Genomic DNA, 22927 nt, shown 5'->3' on the forward strand with positions numbered 1-22927 from the left:
ATTAGTCACCTACCTGTTTATTCTTAGTCATTTTTAAGGTAACGGCAGCCACAACGGCCACGATTACAAATAAAATCATGGATTCGGCTACGGACTGGCTGTAGGCATTCCCCTTCATCGCCTGGTTGTAAATTAAAATACCCACTGCCTGAGTGGCCCCTCCCGGCCCGCCGTTCGTCATCGCCATAATATAATCGAATATGGTAAGGCCGGCCTTTACCTGGGTTATGATAACCATATTCAGAACCGGAATCAGGAAGGGGAAGGTAATGCTCCTGAATTTGTCCCACCGGTTGGCCCCGTCGATGGTAGCCGCTTCATAAAGCTCCGACGGCACGCTCTGCAGTCCTGCCAGAAACAGGACAATAGGAATGGAACAGCCCTGCCAGAGATTGACTATCAGAATACCGAACATGGCTGTTGTTTTATTTCCCAGAAGGCTGTTGGAAAGCCAGCCGATATTCAGTGTCTTGCCGATGACGGGAAGTGCGCGGTAAAACAGTTCATTCCAGATCAGCCCCACCGTTACCATGGAAAGCACCGCCGGAAGGAAATAGATGGACCGGAAAAAGGTGGATGCTTTCGTGAGGTTATTCAGGCATATCGCCACCAGCAGGGAAATAACGATCAGAATGATTACAAACAGAAAGGTATATACGAAGTTGAATTTCAGGGCAGCCAGAAATTTACGATCCATCATGGCTTTGACATAATTTCCAAAGCCGATCAGCTTATAGGATGCGCTTATGCCGTTCCAGTCCGTAAAGCTGTAGTAAATCCCGATTGCCATAGTCACCGTAAAAAATACAGTATACATCACCACGGACGGCACTGTAAACAGGAACAGCGTTCTGGTTCTTTCGGATATTTTCTTTGTTTTCTTACTTTTTTCTTTCTCCATAACTCTTTTCTCCTTACCTGAAAACGGGCAGGACATGCGGCCCTGCCCGCTTTACCTAAACAATAGCCGGCCCGTACTGCGCGGCAGCCGCTGCGTGCACGCTATTGCGCTTCCGCCTCTCTTGCGGTTTTCCAGTCTTCATCCAGCTGGGTAAGGAAATCGGAAACGGAAGTACCCATAAATACATTCTGGATTTCCGAACGCTTGGTATCTTCAAATCCGGTAGGAGGCACTGCCAGATCCAGAACGCCAGCTTTATCAATCAGGTCAAGAACCAGCTTATCCTGGGGAATATCCGCCGTAACCCCTTTGATTGCGGACGGTGAATGATCCCTGTCGGAATACATCTGCCCGGCTTCGGTGGAGAAAAGATAGGTCATAAACTTATCAACGGCTTCCGATTTGGCGGGATCGGATGCTGCTTTGGCACTGACGCAGATTGCACAGTCAACTCCCACCGGCTGCTTCATATCACCGCTTCCGTTGGGCATAGGGAACATTTCCACGTTACTGTCCGGGTTGGCGGACTGGATGGAAGGAAGTGCCCAGCTTCCCTGGATAAACATGTAGGAGGCCCCTGTGGCAAAATCATTAATGGCCTGATCATAGCCGAGGGAAAGGGTATCACCCTGGGAATACTTCTCCGTCAGAAGAACCATTTTCTCCATGGAATCGTTGGCAATGGCGTCCGCCGCATAAGACTGGCTGCCGTCATCAAGGCCTGCATAAAAGTCCGCATAACCGCCCCTGTCTTTCCCGCCGATATTATCCCAGAGCTGGGAAACGGTCCATGCGTCCTTGTTGGGAAGGAGGAAGGGAACCTCACCGTTTGCCACGATTTTGTCACACAGCGCAATCAGTTCATCCCATGTCGCAGGAACGGAAAGCCCGGCTTCCGTAAATTTGTCCACATTATAGTAAACGCCCATAAAATTCAGGGAAATAGGCAGGCAATAGATACCTCCGTCTTCCATTTTCAGATCTTCAATGTACGAATCCACGATGTTTCCCGTATATTCTTTGCCTGTCAGGTCTGCCAGCAGCCCTTCATTGGCAAACTGTACAAACTGTGCGTCCGTAGGCCAGTGCATGAGAATGTCCGGCAGTGTATCACTGCTGGCTCTTGTCATCAGCACGCCGCTTCCGTCGGGGGTGGTATTCAGCGTCACCTTGATATCCGGGTTTTGTTCACTGAACTTATCGATAACTGCCTGGAAGGTATCCGCCGCCTCTCTCTTCTGGTTTACAAACTCGATTTCCACGGTTCCGGATGAAGTTCCTTCTTCTGCAGCCTCCTTGCTCTCGGAAGCCTGCACAGCCGGTGTTTCCTGCGCAGCAGCCCCCGTATTTTCCGCAGATGTCTGCTTCCCGCAGCCCACAATACCTGCTGCCGCTATGGAAAGCGTAAGCAGAATTACAATCGCTTTTTTCTTCATACCCAATTTCCTCCTTTTGTTAATTCATTCTTTTTTCCTGCATTTATATAGTAACATTTTGTATTTCCCTTTCTATATAACATTTATTTCATATTCAATATTACTAATTTTACTTTTTATTTAAAATTTTTGTTATATACTTTGTATATTATTTTTCATAAAGTATAGATTTCTATATGCAGATGGTAAGATTTTTGGTATGGCCGCAAAATCTCTCGTGATAACATAGGATAACGAAACAAACTAACCGTCCAGGCAGGTCCGAACGGTTACAGATCTTGGAGTACAGGGAGGTTTGCACATGGATTTAGGTTGTATTTATCACAGAAGCCAGGATAATATGTGCTACGCAAAAAACGAAGCGGAGCTGGTGATTCAGATTCAGACAGGAAAGGATGTGGAACGGGTTTTCCTCCATTATGAGGATCCCATGGAATCGGAGGAGTTCGGGGGGCCATGGCGGTGGAAGGGGCATCCGGAGGAGATGTCCGGCGGAAAGGAACTGGAAAACCACAAGTGGTGGACACTTTCCGTTTTCCCTCCTTATAAGCGGTGCGCCTATTTTTTTGAGCTGCGAAGTGCAGACGAGACTTACTTTTATCTGGAGGATGGGTTCTATACAAAGGATACCCTTGTCCTGGAAAACAAAAGGCTGTCCTATTTTTCTTTTCCCTGGATGAATCCTGCAGATATCAATGTAACGCCGGATTGGGTGGCAGACACGGTATGGTATCAGATTTTTCCGGAACGCTTCTGCAGGAAGGACGATTCCCTCCCCAAAAAGAAACTGCTTCCCTGGGGCCGGTGCCATGTAACCAATGACGAATTTTATGGCGGGGATCTTGCCGGGATCACTTCCAAAATCGGGTATCTGGCTGATTTGGGTATTACCGGCATCTACCTCACACCTATTTTTGAGGCTTCCACCACCCACAAATATGACACCACGGATTACCGGAGGCTCGACCCTGCCTTCGGTACAGAGGAGGATTTCCGCACGCTGGTGGATACCGCCCATCAGGCAGGTATCCGCATCATGCTGGATGGTGTGTTCAACCACTGCGGCTACCATTTTCCCTACTGGCAGGATGTGCTGGAAAAAGGCCCTGCGTCCCCTTACTGGAACTGGTTTATGGTAAATAAATGGCCTTTTGACAAGGCCGATCCCTGGACCTATGACAAAAAATACTATTCCTTCCATTTCACCGCATTTATGCCCAAACTGAATACCAATAACGATGAAGTGGCAGAATATCTGACGGAAACCTGTGAATACTGGGTCAGGGAATTCGGAATCGACGGCCTGCGCCTGGATGTGGCCCATGAAATATCCCATAAGTTCTGCCGTTCCTTACGTGCACGTCTGAAAGCCCTGCGCCCGGACTTTTATATTCTGGGGGAAATCTGGCAGGATTCCATGCGGTGGCTGAGAGGTGACGAGTTTGATTCCGTCATGAATTATCCCTTCCATAATGCAGTGATGGACTTCTTCCGGAACAAAGAAGCGGACAGCCTGTCATTCCGGTACCGGATTAATAAATGCTACAGCATGTATATGGAGCAGACCAACCGGGTGCTTTTCAATCTTCTGGACTCCCATGATACGGCGCGTTTACGGAGCAAGCTTCCTGATGCGGATTCTTTTTTCCAGGCATTGGCCGTGCTGTATACCATGCCGGGAAGCCCCTGTATCTTTTACGGTACCGAAATTGCCATGGAAGGCGGCCCGGATCCCGACTGCCGGAGATGCATGCCCTGGGATGATATAGATAGAGGAACCTTTCGGGAGACTACCGCCATGGTAAAGGCTCTCATAGCTCTTAGGAAGCAGGAACCTCTCTGCCGCTGCCCGGAAATTATATTTCCGACGGGGGAAGCTGCGGGATCCCGGATAGTTACCTATCGCAGGCAGGCTGACGGCCGGTCGCTTACGGTATGTATCAACGCAGGGGATACCGGGACAGGCGTTCCTGACGGAAGTATCCTTGTATCACGAAAGACGGAAAACGGGCGGATTCTGCCGGGCGGGTTCGCTGTTATCAAATAGCATAAGGTCCCGGTACAATTCCGAATCAGAAAAAAGGTTCCGGACAGGCGATACGATGGTATGCCTGACCGGAACCTTTTGTAATTCCTATGTATGAATCTCAGATCTCTATTAATTCATATTGATCGCTGCCCAGCCCGATTTTTACCCCGTGCTCAATGCAGGAATGCCAGTTGGTATCCGGCGCGGAGTCAATGAAATGATCCTGATGCACATGAGGCATGCGATCCAGCTGGCTTCCGCTGATAACCGGCTGCCTGTTTACCGCATCCGCACAGGCCACATCCAGCGCCACGGGATCGAAGGAGGCAAACATTCCCACATCCGGTACGATAGGAATATCATTTTCCGAATGGCAGTCACAGTTAGGGGAAACATCCACCACCAGGCTGATATGGAACTGGGGCCGTCCGGAAACCACCGCCTTGCTGTACTCCGCAATCTTGCGGTTCAGGATATCATTGCTTTCATCCCCGGGCGTACATACCGCATCCATAGGGCACACCCCGATACACCGGCCGCAGCCCACGCATTTCTTATGATCGATGGAAGCCTTGCCGTCCGTGATGGAGGGGGCGTCATGGGCGCAGATCTTGATACAGCGTCCGCAGCCGATACAGTTTGCCTGCTCCACATAAGGCTTGCCGGCGTTATGCATCTCCATTTTCCCCGCGCGGGAACCGCAGCCCATTCCGATATTTTTCAGAGTCCCTCCAAAACCGGTGGCTTCGTGGCCCTTGAAGTGGCTCAGGGTGACGAAAACGTCCGCATCCATAATGGCGCGTCCTATTTTGGCTTCCTTTACATATTCGCCGCCTTCCACGGGGACCAGTTCTTCATCCGTCCCCTTCAGCCCGTCTGCAATTATCACATGACAGCCCGTGGAAAAGGGTGAAAAACCGTTCTGGTATGCTGCATCCATGTGATCCAGGGCGTTTTTCCTTCCGCCCACATACAGCGTGTTGCAGTCCGTAAGAAACGGCTTTCCGCCAAGCTCCCTGATGACCTTCACCACAACAGCCGCATAGTTCGGCCTCAGATAGGCCAGATTGCCCGGTTCGCCGAAGTGGATTTTAATTGCGGCATATTTGTTGGTGAAATCAATCTTGCCAATACCTGCCGTTTTGATAAGACGCTCCAGCTTCTGAGGCAGATTCTCAGAAAATGAAGTTTTCATTGTGGTAAAATAAACCTTTGATTTTTCCATATCTTTTTCCTCCTTTTATCAGCCTAATGCAACATCCAATATCATCATAATAAGGAATCCGCCCATCACCCCAAGCGTCCCTATATTGGAATGTTCTCCCAAATGCGCCTCCGGAATCAGTTCCTCCACCACCACATACATCATGGCACCTGCCGCAAAGCTGAGAAGCCAGGGCATGAGAGGCTGGATTCCTCCTGCGATCAGCACTACCAGGATACCAAATATCGGTTCTACAATACCGGAAAGGCTTCCGTAAAGAAAGGCCTTCCAGCCGGGAATCCCTTCCTGACGCAGCGGCAGGGATATAGCCGCCCCTTCCGGGAAGTTCTGAATACCGATGCCCAGCGCCAGTGCAAATGCCGCTGCCACACCTGCTTCAGCCCCCATATGCTGTGCCGCCATGGCAAAAGCAAGGCCTACTGCCATTCCCTCAGGAATGTTGTGAAGGGTTACCGCCATAACCAGCAGGGTGGTCCGTTTCCAGGAGGAGGAAAGCCCCTCCGGCTCCTTGGATCCCGCATGCAGATGGGGAAGCAGCTGATCCATCAGCAGAAGAAAAACGATCCCAAGCACAAAACCTCCCGCTGCGGGTATCCATCCCACCTTGCCCGCTGCCTCCGCCTCCTCAATCGCAGGTATGAGGAGCGACCACACGGAGGCGGCAATCATAACACCTGCCGCAAATCCCAGAAAAATCCTCTGGATTTTCATATTTATTTTGCCGCGGAATAAAAAAACCATAGCGGCTCCCAGCGTCGTCATCAGAAAGGTAAAGCCGGTTCCGCCGGCTGCCCATAGCAATGCCTGTTTCATGTATTACCTCCAATCATATCAGAATATACGCGTACTTCACCTTCTTTAAGCTTATTCTCCAGAAAATCCCGGACGTCAAAAAGACTGTCGCATCTTTGATAGAGCATATCTTCTATCTCCGGATCGGGCTGTACCAGATCCGGAACCATAACTGGCAGCATTCCTGCCGCATAAGCGGAACGGATTCCGTTTGGGGAATCCTCCACAGCCACAGCCCTGGCAGGATCTGCCTGCAGCAGCTGGCAGGCTTTCCAATAGATATCCGGGAGCGGCTTGCTGTGCTCGACCATATCTCCGCCGATAACCGCCTGGAAAAACCCGGTAAATCCGGCAAGCCGCAGATGGCTTTCCACTTTTTTTGTATGGGTGGAGGATGCCAGAGCCACCTTTATCCCCTTCTCCTGCAGCCAGAGGAGCAGCTCCTGTGCCCCTTTCATGACAGGGAGGCCGTCTTTGTCCACTTTCTTCTGGAAAACAGCAGCCGTCTGCTCCCTGAAATATTCATAGGGAAAATCTTGCCCATAAGTTTCCTTCAGAAAAATACGGCAGTCCGTGCGGTTCAACCCGATACAGCCATAGACCCCTTTATCAATATCACCAAGCCCCATTTTTCCGGCAACCTCAACCCAGCTTTCCACACTCAGCCTTTCGGTGTCAAACAAAATGCCGTCCATATCAAAAACAATTGCTTCAATCATTGTATTCTCCCTTTATATAAAAGGCTGCCCAGCCTGGCAAACTGCTCCAGGGTGAAGGTTTCTCCCCGGACGGCGGGGGGCAGTTCCATTTTTTCCAGCGCCTCCGCCACCTCTGCCTTGGACAGGTTCAGGCCGGATGCATTGCACAGCCCGTTCACCAGGGTTTTCCTGCGCTGGTTGAAGGATGCCCGGATCAGCTTAAACATAAATTCTTCATCCGCCGTAACCACCGGGGGCTGTTCATACCTGGCAAGCCGGATGACGGTGCTTCCCACATTCGGTTTGGGCATAAAACAGGACGGCGGCACATGGGTGACGATCTCCGGCCTGGAATAATATTGGACCGCCAGGGAAAGCGCACCGTAATCCTTGGTTCCCGGCCCCACCTGCATCCTCTCCGCCACCTCGGTCTGTACCATGATAGTGATGCTTTCCAGGGGGACATGGCTTTCAAACAGCTGCATGATGATAGGGGTGGTTATATAGTATGGCAGGTTAGCAACCACCTTAACAGGTTTTCCTGCATTTCTTTCCCTTACCAGTTCTTTCACATCCATTTTCAGGATATCCCCATGGATAACTGTAACATTAGGATATGCGGCCAGGGTATCCTTCAGAATAGGAATCAGCGCTTTATCAATTTCCACAGCCACCACTTTCCCGGCCTCTTCGGCAAGGTATTGGGTCATGGTGCCGATCCCTGGCCCGATTTCCAGCACACAGTCATCCTTTCCGACTCCTGCCGCCTCCACAATGGTTTCCAGAACGCGGGGTTCTATCAGGAAATTCTGGCCGAATTTCTTCTGGAAGTTAAAATTATATTTCTGCAGTACCTCAATCGTACCGGTTGGCGTACCTAATTTTGGCATATCATTCCTCCGTGGTAAATGCGCACACCTGCCTGAACTGTTACCTTCTGTGCCTTCTAAATCTATCCCGTAAAACTAATCTATCCCGTAAAAACGTTTCGCATTCCGGAAGGTTGCTTCCTCCACCTCTTCCTCGGTCAGTCCCTTCAGCGCGGCTATCCGGGCCGCCACCAGCGGAAGGTTCAGGGAACTGTTCCTCCGGCCGCGGAAAGGATCCGGCGCCAGATACGGGCAGTCGGTCTCCAGAAGCAGCCTGTCCAAAGGAATATATTCCACCGCTTCTTTCACCTTTCTGGCATTTTTAAAAGTAACCACACCGCCGATCCCGATCAGATATCCCAGATCCAGAAACTCTCTGGCTGTTTCTTTGGAATAGGAAAAACAATGGATCACCGCAGGCCTGTCTTTTCCATATTCTGTCCGCATTGTCTCCAGCGTATCCCTTGCGGCATCCCTGGAATGGATAATTACAGGCTTTCCTGCCTCCTTAGCCAGATCCAGCTGGAGGCGGAAGGCTTCTATCTGTATCAACGGATCCGGCTCGTCCCAATAATAATCCAGGCCGATTTCTCCCACCGCTGCCACTTTGGGATCGGAAAGCCGGCTCCGCAGCCACTCCAGTCCCTTTTCGTCCAATGTCTGTGCATGCTCGGGGTGGATCCCCACCGCCGCATATAAAAACGGGTATTTATCCGCCAGCTCCAGTGATCGTTCACTGGAAGCGAAGCTGGCCCCTGCATTCACCACGTAACCGATACCCTTTTCCGGGAAACTGCCCAGAAGCTGCTCCCGATCTGCATCAAAGGCTTTATCATCATAATGGGCATGACTGTCAAAAAACATTATAACACCTCTTAACCCTTTCTATCACCAATTCTTTGAAAAAAACGGGTTTTCACTGAAAACAATAGGGATCATATCATACTTTTGCTTATTCATAAAGCTTGTGTAAAAAATTCTTAATTTTTTTTTAAAAAAGTATTGCAAAATAAAAATTTATATAATATAATGAATTCTGCGTTGCAGAAGAAAACATGCGCCTTTAGCTCAGTTGGTAGAGCACCTGACTCTTAATCAGGGTGTCCAGGGTTCGAGCCCCTGAAGGCGCACTTTGAAAGTACCGATTTTGAAGACATCCAGAGCTTCGGGGTTGGTGCTTTTTTTTGTGTTTTTATGTGAGCGGCCGGCTCCCTCCGAAACCGGTTAAAGTCAAGCCCCCCGCCGCAAACGCATTCGTTTGGCTCCTTGCCGCGGAAATAAGGTGCAATGAGAAACGCAGAGACAGCTGCCTGCTTCTGCGTTTCTCATTGCACCTTTCCCTATATACGGATTTTGACGGGATGGCGTATGATCGTCTTTAATTTTTCCGGTGCCGTCTTTCTGGGATCATTGAAATAGATCTCATGATGTTTCCTGGTTTCATTTATGTCGGTTATATATCCTTCGGCTTCCAGAAACGCCTGCATCTGCCGTATGGTGCCGGGTTCCCCGTCATACGGGCCAAGATGCATGATTTGGGCACACAGGCCTTCCGTCAGGGTTTCCATCCGGGCATGGGAAAGATCCAGATCCGGATTCTTTTTGTGCAGCTTTTCTTTGGCCTGTTCCAGTACCTGCCTGCTGACAAAGGAAGGGAGGCCGATCATGGAAGTCCAGCAGAAACAGGATTTATCCGTAATATGGATGCCGTCGAACCCCTCCCGTTTCTCCATCCACCACAGCCCCTCCAGGGGAGGGACCACATAATCAAAATAGCCCTGGGGCTGGGAGCCGTCCATCTTGCTCATTTTGATGGTATAGGAAAGACCGTACAGCACAGCCAGCGCGTCTTTATATTCCCGGCTGGTATTGGGATCCCCTTTTCCGTCCACACAAAGATAAGTCATGGGCGGCACATCCACCAGAACCGGCGCCGTTTTCTGTAAATAAATGGATTTATATTCTTTTTTAAAGTCAAATTTCAATTCTGCCATAGTCATCCTTTCCGGCTATCTCTTCCCTTTCCTGCATCCGCTTATCCAGATCCGCATCTTCCTCTCCCTGCGGCAAAACCCCTCCGTCCCTGACCGGAATAGCCAGCTCCGTAAGGTAATGGGAGGGATTTCCCCGGAAAATAAGTCCCGGCCCTTTTGTATAAATCTCTCTTGAAGGCGCTTCCGGCCGCAGCTTCCTTTCAAAGGCGGCGTCCAGAAGCGCTTTATATGCATATCCCAGTTCCTCATAGCTGCCTTGATGGATCGTGCGGATTGTCCGGCAGCCCGGCAGCTTACGGCAGCTGATTCCCGGTACCTGCACCATGCCTTTCACCGGTAAACACAGCTCCACATCCGCATCCTCTCTGTATTCCTCATCATAATACAGGCTGAAGGGACAGCCGGATGCCTTATTCCCCGCCGCCTTATACAGGCGGCCAATATATTTGCCCACATCGGAATAGGCTCCCCGGAACCGGATGGAAACCACCGTCACTTCCTCCTCCTCCTGCACCCGGACAGCATACTCCTGTTTCACATATCCTCCGGCCAACCTGCCCGGAAGAGCCTCCTCCAGCTTCTTCAGAAGCGCCTTTTCCCCGGAAATCCGCTGCAATATCTGTGCCTGTTTTTCCTTCAGGAAGTAAGCCAAATCCTCTTCTCCCCCATAATTGGCAATGACATCCCGGATTTCCATAATGGAAAAGTCCAGCTCACGCAGCAGGACAATCAGTCTTGCCCTTTCATAATCCGAATCGTTATAAAGCCTGTAGCCGTTCTTATCCCGCTCCGAAGGGCACAAAATCCCCTGCTCCTCATAATAGCGGAGCGCTTTTACGGTCAGGCTGGTTATCTTGGAAAATTCACCTATTTTATACAACGGCGATTCCTCCTCCTTTCCTGATACGGAAAGTATAAGCCCTCCCCCGCGGGGCGGAGTCAAGACCTTTTTTCCAATCCTTTTTGTTTTTCCAGGTACATATTGCCGTCCGCCTCTTTATAAAGGGCATCTGCATCTTTTTGCCCGGGTTCGGGCAAAGCAAAGCCGCAGGAAAACCGGAGCGGTATCTCATGCTCCTTATTATATTCCGATACCATTTCCTCCAGCAGCCTTCTATATTCCTTTTCCTGTAGTTTTTTCCCTTTCAGGATTACCAGGAATTCATCTCCGCCGATGCGGAAGCAGTCTCCTATGCCATCAAACGCCTTTCTGATACATCTTCCCGCACCGATAATGACTTCATCCCCCATGCTGTGTCCATACGTATCATTCACCTTTTTCAGGCCATCCAGGTCGATCATAGCCATTCCTGCCAGTTCAGCCTCATCCGCCCCCGCTTTCAGGGTTTGCATAACCTGTTCAAAAGCCGCCCTGTTATGGCATCCAGTCATAATATCCACATAAGCCAGGGATTTATAAACGGCAAGCTTTGCCCTTTCCTCTCCCGACAGAATAAACTTCCTGAAGGAAATGGCGATCAGGATCAGGGCATACGCCAGCATTCCCAGCCGCATAATTACGCTGTAATCCTTTTGCTTCCCGTAAAAGTCGGCAAAGGACAGAAAAGTCGTTCCCATAAAAACAAAAAGTGCGATGAGGATCTGCTTTGCATAAAAGGCCCGGTTCCTCCTGTATTCCTTCCCAAGGCAGTAAATAATCAGTATAATAGCCGCTGCAATCAGGATATGGGTAACCGGAAGCATCCTGTAAAACTCCATCCGCAGGACCGCATATAAAAATACCTGCAGAAAGAAATTAAGAATAAACAACACCTTCAGGACAAACAATTCCCGGTATTTCTTTTCACATATGCTTTCCACAAAGGAAAACATAGGGAGGGGGAATATCATGAAGCATAAAAAGGATGTGATAAACACAGCCTCCGAATTCCCTGTTGCCAGCTGCATGACCGGCGAGTCCGTAAGCACCCACAGAGAGGACAGGAATACAAACATCCCCGCCGAAAAAAACAGAGCGTATTCGGAACCCCTGTTCTTAACCCGGAGAACAAGGCTTCCCGCTATCAAAAACAGGGCAAAGACGATCATGAGCACACCGAAAAGCAGAATTCCCCGGCTGTCCCTGATAAATTCCATCAGTACCGCTCCCTGGCTTCCCATCTGTACCCCGGGAAACATCACTCTTCTTCCCACACTCTTTTCCAATTGGATACGTACCGTTTGCGTCCCGTCCTGAATCCCCACCGGGACAAAGCACTGGATGGAAGGCAGAAGGCTGCCCCGCAGAGGCCCGCCGTCTCCGTACTGATAGACACACTCATCCCCCACCCATACCGTCACCTTCTGCTGTTTGTTACGGAACGTAAGAACCGCCGGTTCCCCGCTGGAATCCGGAAGCACATGATAAAATGTCACTTTTTCCATTTTCGTGATATAAGGCAGCTCCTCCACATACTTTACCTGTCCGCCTTCCTCATAATACCAGCCCTCATTGATATCCTCAACGCATCCAAAATCCACAGCGGAATCCTCCAGCCCGGAATTTCTGCCCACAATAAAAAATACGGCTATGGTCACCACACCCATCAAAACCCACAAAACATTTATCAGCCCGTGTACCCGCTTACCTGACTGTTCCTGCATCCGCTTTCCTATCCCTTTCCATTCTGAGAGCAAAATAAAACCAATTTTCTTTATCCTATTTCATAAGCATCCCGGTGTCAATAAATACCGGTTGAAAATGACAATAAAGGTGTCGATTGGTAACCGTTCACGGCTCTTTGGGCGGGCAGGCAAAGCCACAGGGCGGCAGGCACAAAGAGCCGTGAACGGTAGCGCCGATCGATTAATACTTCGGCCATTTCCGACGAACGTCTTGCGTTCGTCACTTCACTATGCTAAAATATAGTTCCAGAGGTGTTCCTATGAATAAATTACTTATGGAACAGTTTGAGGACTGTCCTGTAGTCGCTGCCGTTAAAGATGAAGAAGGGCTGACAGCCTGTATTGATTCCGAAATACGGATTGTGTTCGTTCTCTATGGAGATATCTGCAGCATTGCAGGAATTGTGAGGCGTCTGAAGAATGCCGGGAAAACGGTGATCGTGCATCTGGATTTGATTTCCGGACTGTCCGGTAAGGAAATAGCCGTTACCTTTATCCACAATACCACTGCCGCAGACGGTATTATATCCACAAAGCCTGCCCTTATCCGTCAGGCAAGGGAATGCGGCATGTTTACGGTGATGCGTTTTTTTGTCATAGATTCCATGGCCTTCGACAATATACGCAGGCAGTCGGAATCGGTGCATCCTGACATCATCGAGGTTCTGCCCGGGCTGATGCCCAAGGTGATACGGCGTATTTGTACGGAAAGCCGGATCCCGGTCATTGCAGGCGGGCTGATTACGGATCGGGAAGATATTATGGCAGCCCTGAATGCGGGGGCCGTATCCATTTCAACAACAAACCGCCGGGTCTGGTTTATGTAACAGCCTGCGGCATATATTTTATAAACAAAATCGAATATCGTATTTGCAGGAGAAAAGGAGACAGCAAAAAGGGCGTACCGGACGGTATGTGTTTTTTGGCTGTCTTTTTCTTATATTACAGGTTCTGATAAGCAGTAACTTTATTGTAACTGTGAAAGGACCGGACCGTTAGACCTTATTTTGCAGGTGCCGCCCGCGCGGCAGATAGGAGGAATTTATGCTGGATGTAATTGTTATCGGCGCAGGTGTTACCGGCTGTGCCACGGCAAGGGAACTGTCCCGATATGATTTGAAGGTGACGGTTTTGGAGAAGGAAGAGGATGTGTGCTGCGGTACCTCCAAGGCAAACAGTGCCATTATCCATGCCGGCTATGATGCCGAGCCGGGCACCCTGAAGGCCCGCATGAATGTATTGGGCAACCAGAGAATGGATGCCCTTGCGGAAGAACTGGACTTTCCCTTTCAAAGGAACGGATCCCTGGTGCTTTGCTTTGATGAGGAAAACCTTCCCGGTCTGGAAGAGCTACGGGAAAGAGCAGAGGCCAACGGCGTGCCGGATGTGCGCATCGTTACCGGGAAAGAAATAAAAGAACTGGAGCCTAATCTGTCTCCGGAAGTAAAGGCGGTGCTTTTTGCACCTACCGGCGGCATAGTCTGTCCGTTTAAAATGACTATCGCTCTGGCGGAGAATTCATATGTGAACGGCGTGGATTACCGTTTTCAAACCGCGGTTACCGACATTGCCCGGACAGACGGCGGATATCTGGTCAGTACCAGCCGGGGCACCTTTACCGCCCGCTGTGTGGTGAATGCGGCAGGTGTATACGCGGATCAGTTCAACAACAAAGTCAGCGCCCATAAGCTGCATATCACCCCCCGTAAGGGCGAATATATCCTGATGGATAAAAAAGCCGGAAGCTTTGTATCCCATACCATTTTCCAACAGCCCACACGGCTTGGCAAGGGCATCCTGATCACCCCTACCGTACACGGGAACCTTCTGGCCGGCCCCACCGCGGAGGATATCACGGATAAAGAAGAAGTGAGCACTACCGGGGAAGGACTGGCACAGGTCATGGAAAAAGCACGGCTGAGTGCAGAAAAAATACCGCTTTCTATGGCCATCACCTCTTTTGCCGGCCTTCGTGCCTGTGAAGAAAAGGGTGACTTCGTCCTGGGGGAAGCGGAGGACGCGGAAGGATTCTTCAATGCGGCAGGCATCGATTCCCCCGGCCTTTCCAGCGCTCCGGCCATCGGCCTTTTCCTGGCGGAAGAAATCGCCGCACGGCTGAAGGCCGGAAAGAAAGCCGATTTTATTTCCCGGCGTAAGGATATCCCCTGTGTTGCCGAAAGCACACCGGAGGAAATGGAAGCCCTCATCGCCGCCGATCCCGCTTACGGCAATGTCATCTGCCGCTGTGAAACCGTTACGGAGGGTGAGATCATAAATGCCATACGCCGGCCTCTGGGAGCCAAATCCCTGGATGGCGTAAAACGCCGCACCCGCGCGGGTATGGGCCGCTGCCAGTCCGGTTTCTGCGCCCCCCGGGTGATGGAAATCCTCTCAAGGGAACTGCAGATCTCCCCTCTGGATCTGACCAAATCGGGCGGGAAGTCCTGTCTGCTCACCGGAATGACCGGCGGAAGTTAAAACCCCCGCCGTGAACGGCGAGGTTTTTGACCCTCACGGCGGTCGCCAGGCGAACGCGCAAGCGCGTTCGTTTGGCTCGTTGGCCGCGGAAATATTTTATAATGCATGTATCATGCGGAAAGGTTTATTATGGCTGATTATGATCTGATTATTATCGGGGGAGGACCGGCAGGACTTGCTGCCGCGGTTTCCGCCCGCGAAAACGGAATTGATAAAATACTGATACTGGAACGGGATAACGAACTGGGCGGTATTCTTAACCAGTGCATCCATAACGGCTTCGGCCTCCATACCTTCCGGGAAGAGCTGACAGGTCCGGAATATGCCGCCCGTTTTATTTCCCGGGTGAAAGAAATGAATATCCCCTATAAGCTACATACGATGGTACTGGATATCTGCCCTGCCGCAGGGGATCCTTCCCGAAAAACCGTAACGGCAATGAACCGGACGGATGGGCTGATGACACTTTCCGCCAAAGCCGTCATCCTGGCCATGGGCTGCCGGGAGCGTCCCAGGGGAGCCCTGAACATACCCGGTTACCGGCCTGCGGGTATCTATTCCGCAGGAACCGCACAGCGTCTTGTGAATATGGACGGCTTTATGCCGGGAAAAGAAATCGTCATCCTGGGATCCGGGGACATCGGCCTTATCATGGCGCGGCGCATGACGCTGGAAGGTGCCAGGGTCAGGGTTGTGGCAGAACTCATGCCTTATTCCGGCGGGCTGCAGCGGAACATTGTGCAGTGCCTGGATGATTTCGGCATTCCCCTGAAACTCAGTACCACCGTAGTCGCCATTCATGGAAAAGAGAGAGTGCAGGGTGTGACCCTGGCAAACGTGGATGAGAACCGCAGACCCATACCCGGAACGGAGGAATATATTCCCTGTGACACCCTGCTTCTGTCCGTAGGGTTGATCCCGGAAAACGAACTGTCCGGAAAGCTTGGTGTGGATATGTGCCCCGTCACCTCGGGTCCTGCTGTGAATGAGAGTCTGGAAACCAGCATACCAGGGGTTTTTGCCTGCGGGAATGTCCTTCATGTCCATGATTTGGTGGATTACGTTTCTCAGGAGGCGGAAAAAGCCGGTAAGTATGCGGCCCTTTATATTCAGGGGGAGCGCGCCACCGCCGGTGGGCCGCCGGTGCAGCTTCTTGCCGTAAACGGCGTCCGCTACACTGTTCCCCAAATCCTGTATCCCTCCCAGATGGAAGATACCCTCACCGTCCGGTTCCGTGTGGGCGCCATTTATAAAAACTGCTTTATCGGTGTATATCTGGACGGACGCCAGATTGCCCGTCTGCACAAAAACAAGCTGGCCCCCGGTGAGATGGAACAGGTTATCCTAAAAAAAGCGGATATCCTGTCCCAAATGGGACATTCCCAGCCGGATCTTAAAACAATTACCATTCAGGTAGAAAGAGGTGAAGCAAATGGAACAGCGTGAACTCATCTGTATTAATTGTCCTTTGGGCTGCCCTCTCACCGTGAGTCTGCAGGACAGTGAGGTGGTGAAGGTTGCCGGAAACACCTGCCCCCGTGGCGAAGCCTATGCCAGGAAAGAATGCACCAACCCCACCCGCATCGTCACCTCCACCGTACGCGTTCAGGGCGGGCACCTGCCTGTTGTTTCGGTAAAAACAGCCTCCGACATTCCCAAGGGTAAGATGGAGGCATGTGTAAAGGAACTGAAGAATATCACCGTGCCTGCTCCCGTCCATATCGGCGATATCCTGCTTAAGAATGCGGCAGGTACGGGCGTAAATATCATTGCCACGAAGGATGTGCTTTGATATAGTGGGTTGTGGGTAACCGTTTTAAATTTTGATAAAGGAAAGGATCTGCGATGATTACCGATTGGAATGGCCGGAATGCCGAAATACTGAAAAAGAAAAAACTGTGGCTGCTGGATATGGACGGCACCATATACAACGAAAATGAAATCTTTGAAGGGACCCTGGATTTTCTGCAGCAAATCCGCGATAATGGAGGACGGTATATTTTTATTACCAACAATTCCTCCAAATCGGCAGCCGATTATGTGCAGAAGGTTACCGGAATGGGGATACCGGCCGGTTATGAAGATTTTTACACCTCCAGCCAGGCGACTGCCATGTATATCAGGGAGAATTACCCCGGCCAGACCGTATACTGCATGGGTACCCGTTCCCTGGTAACGGAGCTTCGGGAAAGCGGGCTGCATGTGGTAACGGAACCGGAGGAAACGGCTTCTATCGTGCTCATCGGCTTTGATACGGAAAATACATCGGAAAAAATCCGCAATACATGCATTATGCTGGGACGGGACGTGGTCTACCTTGCCACCAATCCGGATTTGGTCTGCCCGGTCAGCTTCGGCTTTATTCCTGACTGCGGCTCCATGAGCATTATGCTGAAAAATGCCACTGGTAAAGAGCCTTTCTTTATCGGCAAGCCTCAGCCCATCATGGTGGACTGCGTGCTTAAAAATACCGGGTATCCGGCTGAGGAGGCGGTTATTGTAGGGGATCGGCTTTATACCGACATCGCCACCGGGAAAAATGCAGGCGTGGATGCCATCTGCGTACTTTCCGGCGAAGCTACCCTCAAGGATATAGAAGAGGGTGACATAAAACCGGATTTCCTGTTCCGGGATGTGAAGGAAATCTGGCAGAAGCTTGGGTAATCTCCTCCCCGGAAGGGAAATCCAAAAATCTATGATTCCGCATATAAGGCCCTGCTGAAGACAGCAGGGCCTTTTACAATTGTTCCACCTGTGGCCACGTTATTAATCCGCATGCAATTTTCAGTTTCAGGAAAATCTTTTTTTAATTTCTTCGTATTTCTCCGCTGTAATAAGCGCATCCCTGTTAATATCCTTAAAGGCCACAATATATGTCCAGCGTCCATATGGTTCTATTTTTTTTATTTTAGATAAATTGATGATATAGGATTTATGGCTCCGCAGGAAAAGCTCCGGGTCCAGTTTGGCTTCAATGTCCCCCAGACCTGCCGAGGTGGTAAAGGAATCCTGTCCGGTATAGATAACGGTATTGTTATTTTCCCGCTGGACCAGGATGATATCCTGGATATCCACAAAGCTCATGCTTTCCTTCCCTTTGACAAGAAGCCGGTCAAGCTCTTTTTCGTAGCGCACGATTTTATCCGCATGCTCCGGCAGCTCCTGTTCCTTCAGGGAAAGGATGCGGGCAAGGGTGCGTTCCACTCTTTCGATAGCAAAGGGCTTTATCAGATAATCAAAGGCATATACCTCAAAGGCCTCCGGCATATATTCCGCATGGGCGGTGGCAAAAACGATTTTTGTCTTGGGATCCATGTCTGCAATGATTTTCGCACAGTCAATGCCGCTTGCCCCGTTGATTTCGATATCCAGAAAAACGACCTCCGGCTTTATTCTGGCAAAAAGGCTCACCGCGTCCGCCAGATTGTCGGATTCCCCCGCCACCTCAAAGCCGCCCTTCCGTTCTATGATTTTTTTCAGCAGCTTACGTATGCCGCTTTCATCCTCTACTATGATTACCCTGATCGCCATATGCCTTCCTTTTTCTTTTCCTGCAGACCGGTTCACCGATAATTTCACTCAGAACCACTGCTCTTCTGAGTGCCGCCCTCCGTTGTACGGTAATGGTGGGGAACCGGTTGCTTTCCCGGCTTTTTCCACCCCCGTTACATGCCGTCGCCGGTCCGGCGGATAGCTGTATTTCCTGCTGCCCTGTCTGCGGCGGCGCCTCCTGTGTTTCTTCTGTCAGGAAGAGGCTTTCCGACACTTCCCCCTCCGGGAGCAGTACTCCCGGGGGAAGATAGGGATGCCATACCGCATTGCTGCCTGCATATTTATTGGACATTATCGCACCGGCCAGCCTTCCAATCCCTTCCTGTAAACTATTCCTTTTCATTTCTAATCATTCCTTCCGTCACCGGTCAAGTCCGCATCCGTCAATCCCGTACCGGAAATTGACGAACGCATATCGGTATCCGCTTTCAGGTTCTGAAGCTCATAATAATCCATAACTCCCATTTTCCCTTCCCGGAGGGCATAGGCCAGGGCTTTGGGGACCTCGGCCTCCGCTTCCACCACATATGCGCGCATCTCCTGTTCCTTTGCCACAGCCATGGCACGTCTTTCCTCCGCTTTGGCCTGGGCAATGTTCTTATCTGCCTCCGCCTGGAGGGACTGCAGATGGGCGCCGATGTTACGTCCCACATCGATATCCGCAATATCAATGGAAAGGATTTCAAAAGCCGTACCGGAGTCCAGGCCCTTGCTTAATACGCGCTTGGAGATGTCATCCGGGTTTTCCAGCACTTCCTTATGGGATTGCGCCGAACCTACGGTGGTTACAATACCTTCACCGATTCTTGCCAGGATTGTCGCTTCCCCGGCACCGCCTACAAGGCGTTCCAGATCGGCCCTCACGGTCACTCTGGCTTTTACCAGCAGCTCAATACCGTCCTTGGCAACAGCCGATACATTGGTGGTTTCAATTACTTTGGGATTAACGCTCATTTTTACCGCTTCCAGCACATCCCGGCCTGCCAGATCAATCGCTGCCGCTTTTTCAAAAGGAAGCTCGATACCGGCCCTTTCCGATGCGATCAGGGCATTGATTACATTATCCACATTACCGCCCGCCAGATAATGGGCTTCCAACTGGTTTACCCCCAGATTCATACCGGCCTTCCTGGCCTTGATGAGGGGGATCACAATACGGGAGGGAACCACACGGCGCAGCTTCATTCCTATCAGGTTTAATATGCTGATTTTAACATTCGCCGCCATGGAGGAAATCCACAGCCCGATCGGTACAAAAATAAAAAACAGGACAATAAGCAGTCCGATAATACCAATGATACTGATTACAAGTATGTTTCCCATTACAAAGCCCCCTTTATTATCGTTCCTTTACCATTAATTTGGAACCGTTTACTTTTATTATCTCCAGATCCGCACCTTTTGATATATACCTGCCTTCAGATATTACATCAAAATTGACACCTTCAAAATTTCCCACTCCGGTGGGCCTTAAATCCGTTTCCGCAATCCCTTTTTTCCCAAGGAGATACTGCAGATCCATAGAGCTGATATAGCCCTCATCCTTTTTCTGCTCCTCCTCCAGGATGATCGGTGAATGGATTTTCCCTTTGGAAAGCATCCATACAATAACCGCCATCATAATGCCCAGCAGGGCCAATACAAGGACCGTGATGAAGGCTCCCTCCGCCACGGTGTCGGCTGTCAGGAAAACCCCTATCACAAGGCAGGCGATTCCGCTGATTCCCGGCGCTCCGAATCCCGGAATCACCATCTCAACAGCTATCAGAATGAAGCCTACAATGAAAAGGATAATTCCCAGTATCATTAATGTATCCATCCCTTTTTTCCTCCTTTCCGGCACCGGCCCTCTGTTTGTTCCGGGGATCTCCGTACCGTTCTATCTATGTCTGATTATAATCCCTTCCGGAATTCCCGGAAGAGGTATCCTGCCATTTATACAGAATAGGGGCTGTAATGTCAGTATCTCTCTTTGAATTGCAAACCGGGAGCTTTACCTGCCGTGCGGAAAACCTGTTATTACCGGGGCAGACGGACTTCAAAACAGGTCTCTTTTGCATCCGATAAAAGGCGCAGTTCCCCCCTGGCATCTTTCACAATCTGAGATACAATGGCGAGTCCGGTTCCATGTCCTTCTTCTTTTTTGGTGGAAAAGCCCTGCTTAAATATGAGGGTCTGGTGCTCCTCCGGTATCGCAGGCCCGTTATTACGGACGGCAAAGAAATAAGACCGGCTGTCCTGACGCATTTCCACCGTCAGCTTTTTCTCGCCCTCCTTATCCGCCAGCGCCGTGATCCCATTATCAATAAGATTGGCAAGCAGCTTACACAGCTCCCATGGCTCTACAGGAATTACCTTCAGAGGGGTCGCCACTTCCACCAACATGGCAATCCCCTTTTTTTCCGCGGATTCCATCTTGGCCTGAAGCAGGGCGTTCACCGCCGGCTGGGAGGTTTTCATCGCTTTGGACACTTTGCTGATGTCCTTGAAAACCGGCTCCATATATTCCCTGGCATCCTCATATTCCCCCAGCTCCAGCAATCCGTAGATCACCTGCAGATGGTTCATATAATCATGCCTTTGGGCACGCAGCTTCAGATTCAGGTTTTCCAGGTTTTTCATACTTTCCCGGTAGCTGTCGTTCTGATACCGGCTGGCGGTATACAGCCCCATCAGGGTGAGAAGGCTGCTCAGAAGCATGATGCCTATAGTCAGATAGATGGCGGGATTCACCCGTCCGAGAACCTGCGTCCCTATCACCAGCCAGAGCAGGAAAGCCGCCATAAACTGGAGACCGTTAATGATAAGAAGCGCCCGCACTGTTTTTTTTATGTTCATAACTAATCCCTCACTGGATTCTGGCCAGATACTCTTTGGACAGAATCTTCTTTATATTTATGCCGAACAGGATTCCTGCCGTTGCGGCGGAAATAAGATCGGATACAGGTTCCGCATAATAAATCCCCATTACTCCAAAAAAACGGGGGAGTACCAAAGCCAGCGGGACAAGGAGTATCACCTTGCGGAACATGGCAATAAAAAGGGATATTCTGGCCTGTCCCAGCGCAAGGAAGGTAGGCTGGATCCCATTCTGCAGACCGAAAAACAGCATCCCGAAAAGGAATACGGGCATAACCCGCGATACCAGTCCAATCAATTCCTGATCATTTGTAAACAGGGCCGCATATATGCCGGGAAACAGCATAGCCGTCAAGTTGGCGGTGAAGGAAATAGCAAAGCTGATTCCGATCATACGCCGGTACAGTTTTTTTACCCGATCAAAATTACCGGCGCCGTAATTGTAGCTGATAATAGGCTGTACCCCCTGGGTAAATCCCGAAAGCGGTGCGGAAAACAGCTGGAGCACACTCTGCATGATGGTCAGGGAACCCACGTACAAATCCCCTCCGTATATCTGAAGCCCCCGGTTCAGCACAATGCTGATCAGGCTTTCCGTAGACCGCATGATAAAGGGTGAAATTCCCAGGGAACAAATCTGTCCCATAATGCGGAATGAGGGCCGGATATGGCGGAGGGAGAGACGCAGGGATGATTTTGTGCTCATGAGGAAAGTAACATTCCAGGCGGCGCTCACCGCCTGGGAAAGCACGGTGGCAACGGCTGCCCCCTTCACACCCCAGCCGAAAACAAAAATAAACAAAGGATCCAGGACAATATTGACTACGGCCCCTATCACAATGGATATCATGGCAATCCGGGAACGTCCCTGGGATATGATAAAGGGATTCAGCCCCAGAGCCAGCTCCACAAAAAGGGTTCCCAGCAAATAGATGGACATATAATCCACCGCATAGCCGATGGTGACATCCGATGCCCCGAACATATAGAGAAAGGGCTGTAAAAAGACATAAAAGACGGCCATGAGCAGAACCGTAAACAGAACCAAAAGGCAGGTTCCGCTGCCGAGGATCTTTTCCGCATGCTTACGGTCCCCTTTCCCCAGCCAGATGGCGGCAAGCGGTGCTCCTCCCATGCCTACAAAAGCGGAAAATGCCGAAATGAGGGTAATGATAGGAAAGGTAATTCCCACACCGGTAAGAGCCGCCGCGCCCACTCCCGGTATATGCCCTATGTAAATCCGATCCACAATGTTATATAGAATATTAATAATCTGTGCGATAATAGACGGGACCGCCATACTTATCATCAGCCTGGGTATGCTTTCCGTGCCCATCCTTTGTTCGCCCTTATTATTCATTTCCATAATTCCTCCGTACCTGTTGTTTGGATACTGCCGCCGCCCTGTCCGGAAACGGGGACGGGCTGATCCATGTCGCTTTTTCAGTATACCATGTTTTTATTTAAAA

At 50.5% G+C, this 22927-nt stretch carries 22 protein-coding genes and 1 tRNA gene; 7 read left to right on the plus strand and 16 right to left on the minus strand.

Translation table 11 applies throughout. The annotated features are described in order from the left end of the window. Position 1: 1 nt before the first annotated feature. Positions 2-901, minus strand: coding sequence for a carbohydrate ABC transporter permease (locus DXA36_RS19305; protein WP_118681204.1), 900 nt, complete (start codon positions 899-901; stop codon positions 2-4). Between the two features lie 101 nt (positions 902-1002). Next, a complete protein-coding gene (locus DXA36_RS19310; RefSeq protein ID WP_118681125.1) occupies positions 1003-2337 on the minus strand; it encodes an ABC transporter substrate-binding protein in 1335 nt (444 codons plus the stop codon). A gap of 301 nt (positions 2338-2638) precedes the next feature. On the opposite strand from DXA36_RS19310, the gene DXA36_RS19315 reads away from it, so the two are divergent. Then, positions 2639-4384 (plus strand): glycoside hydrolase family 13 protein, encoded by a 1746-nt coding sequence (locus DXA36_RS19315; RefSeq protein ID WP_118681126.1) that lies wholly within the window; start codon positions 2639-2641, stop codon positions 4382-4384. A gap of 100 nt (positions 4385-4484) precedes the next feature. Here the strand turns inward: DXA36_RS19315 and DXA36_RS19320 are convergent, their stop codons facing one another. From DXA36_RS19320 to DXA36_RS19340, 5 genes are all read right to left on the minus strand, one after another. Further along, on the minus strand, positions 4485-5591 hold the full coding sequence (locus DXA36_RS19320; RefSeq protein ID WP_118681127.1) for a DUF362 domain-containing protein: 1107 nt from the start codon (positions 5589-5591) through the stop codon (positions 4485-4487). Positions 5592-5609: 18 nt separating this feature from the next. Next, positions 5610-6404 (minus strand): ZIP family metal transporter, encoded by a 795-nt coding sequence (locus tag DXA36_RS19325; protein WP_118681128.1) that lies wholly within the window; start codon positions 6402-6404, stop codon positions 5610-5612. Further along, complete coding sequence (locus DXA36_RS19330; protein WP_118681129.1) at positions 6401-7102, minus strand: HAD family hydrolase; 702 nt, start codon at positions 7100-7102, stop codon at positions 6401-6403. The genes DXA36_RS19325 and DXA36_RS19330 overlap by 4 nt, the downstream gene beginning before the upstream one ends. Then, on the minus strand, positions 7099-7971 hold the full coding sequence (gene rsmA / locus DXA36_RS19335; protein ID WP_118681130.1) for a 16S rRNA (adenine(1518)-N(6)/adenine(1519)-N(6))-dimethyltransferase RsmA: 873 nt from the start codon (positions 7969-7971) through the stop codon (positions 7099-7101). The genes DXA36_RS19330 and rsmA overlap by 4 nt, the downstream gene beginning before the upstream one ends. A gap of 75 nt (positions 7972-8046) precedes the next feature. Continuing rightward, a complete protein-coding gene (locus DXA36_RS19340) occupies positions 8047-8814 on the minus strand; it encodes a TatD family hydrolase (RefSeq protein ID WP_118681131.1) in 768 nt (255 codons plus the stop codon). A gap of 193 nt (positions 8815-9007) precedes the next feature. Between DXA36_RS19340 and DXA36_RS19345 the strand changes: the two genes are divergently transcribed. Then, a tRNA-Lys gene (locus DXA36_RS19345) sits at positions 9008-9080 on the plus strand. A gap of 210 nt (positions 9081-9290) precedes the next feature. On the opposite strand, the gene DXA36_RS19350 is transcribed toward DXA36_RS19345, so the two are convergent. The 3 genes from DXA36_RS19350 to DXA36_RS19360 are packed head-to-tail and all read right to left on the minus strand — an operon-like array spanning position 9291 to position 12548. Then, positions 9291-9944, minus strand: coding sequence for a GyrI-like domain-containing protein (locus tag DXA36_RS19350; protein ID WP_118681132.1), 654 nt, complete (start codon positions 9942-9944; stop codon positions 9291-9293). Next, the gene (locus DXA36_RS19355) at positions 9925-10824 is read right to left on the minus strand and encodes a MerR family transcriptional regulator (RefSeq protein WP_118681205.1); all 900 of its coding nucleotides are present in this window, start codon (positions 10822-10824) and stop codon (positions 9925-9927) included. Before DXA36_RS19355 ends, DXA36_RS19350 begins: the two co-directional genes overlap by 20 nt. Before the next feature lie 59 nt (positions 10825-10883). Continuing rightward, positions 10884-12548, minus strand: coding sequence for a sensor domain-containing diguanylate cyclase (locus DXA36_RS19360; protein WP_118681133.1), 1665 nt, complete (start codon positions 12546-12548; stop codon positions 10884-10886). Between the two features lie 281 nt (positions 12549-12829). Here DXA36_RS19360 and DXA36_RS19365 point away from each other — a divergent pair, with 281 nt between their 5' ends. The 5 genes from DXA36_RS19365 to DXA36_RS19385 all read left to right on the plus strand — a co-directional run bounded on the left by DXA36_RS19365 (position 12830) and on the right by DXA36_RS19385 (position 17711). Next, positions 12830-13396 carry a glycerol-3-phosphate responsive antiterminator gene (locus DXA36_RS19365; RefSeq protein WP_118681134.1) on the plus strand — a complete coding sequence of 189 codons (567 nt, stop codon included), beginning with the start codon at positions 12830-12832 and terminating at the stop codon, positions 13394-13396. Between the two features lie 217 nt (positions 13397-13613). After that, entirely contained in the window at positions 13614-15047 is a 1434-nt protein-coding gene (locus tag DXA36_RS19370) for an NAD(P)/FAD-dependent oxidoreductase (protein ID WP_118681135.1), read from the plus strand. A 129-nt stretch (positions 15048-15176) separates the two neighbouring features. Further along, on the plus strand, positions 15177-16493 hold the full coding sequence (locus DXA36_RS19375; protein ID WP_118681136.1) for an NAD(P)/FAD-dependent oxidoreductase: 1317 nt from the start codon (positions 15177-15179) through the stop codon (positions 16491-16493). Further along, the gene (locus DXA36_RS19380) at positions 16480-16839 is read left to right on the plus strand and encodes a DUF1667 domain-containing protein (RefSeq protein ID WP_118681137.1); all 360 of its coding nucleotides are present in this window, start codon (positions 16480-16482) and stop codon (positions 16837-16839) included. The genes DXA36_RS19375 and DXA36_RS19380 overlap by 14 nt, the downstream gene beginning before the upstream one ends. Before the next feature lie 53 nt (positions 16840-16892). Continuing rightward, the gene (locus tag DXA36_RS19385) at positions 16893-17711 is read left to right on the plus strand and encodes an HAD-IIA family hydrolase (protein ID WP_182479164.1); all 819 of its coding nucleotides are present in this window, start codon (positions 16893-16895) and stop codon (positions 17709-17711) included. 126 nt (positions 17712-17837) lie between these two features. On the opposite strand, the gene DXA36_RS19390 is transcribed toward DXA36_RS19385, so the two are convergent. From DXA36_RS19390 to DXA36_RS19415, 6 genes are all read right to left on the minus strand, one after another. Then, positions 17838-18578 carry a LytR/AlgR family response regulator transcription factor gene (locus DXA36_RS19390; protein ID WP_118681138.1) on the minus strand — a complete coding sequence of 247 codons (741 nt, stop codon included), beginning with the start codon at positions 18576-18578 and terminating at the stop codon, positions 17838-17840. Then, positions 18547-18942 (minus strand): hypothetical protein, encoded by a 396-nt coding sequence (locus DXA36_RS19395; protein ID WP_118681139.1) that lies wholly within the window; start codon positions 18940-18942, stop codon positions 18547-18549. Before DXA36_RS19395 ends, DXA36_RS19390 begins: the two co-directional genes overlap by 32 nt. Before the next feature lie 2 nt (positions 18943-18944). Next, the gene (gene floA / locus DXA36_RS19400; protein WP_118681140.1) at positions 18945-19922 is read right to left on the minus strand and encodes a flotillin-like protein FloA; all 978 of its coding nucleotides are present in this window, start codon (positions 19920-19922) and stop codon (positions 18945-18947) included. Positions 19923-19938: 16 nt separating this feature from the next. Then, on the minus strand, positions 19939-20418 hold the full coding sequence (locus DXA36_RS19405) for an NfeD family protein (RefSeq protein ID WP_118681141.1): 480 nt from the start codon (positions 20416-20418) through the stop codon (positions 19939-19941). A gap of 200 nt (positions 20419-20618) precedes the next feature. Continuing rightward, complete coding sequence (locus DXA36_RS19410; RefSeq protein ID WP_118681142.1) at positions 20619-21437, minus strand: sensor histidine kinase; 819 nt, start codon at positions 21435-21437, stop codon at positions 20619-20621. A gap of 10 nt (positions 21438-21447) precedes the next feature. Next, positions 21448-22818, minus strand: coding sequence for an MATE family efflux transporter (locus tag DXA36_RS19415; protein WP_118681207.1), 1371 nt, complete (start codon positions 22816-22818; stop codon positions 21448-21450). Between the last annotated feature and the right edge of the window lie 109 nt (positions 22819-22927).

Source organism: Eisenbergiella sp. OF01-20, assembly GCF_003478085.1.
Classification (GTDB): domain Bacteria; phylum Bacillota; class Clostridia; order Lachnospirales; family Lachnospiraceae; genus Eisenbergiella.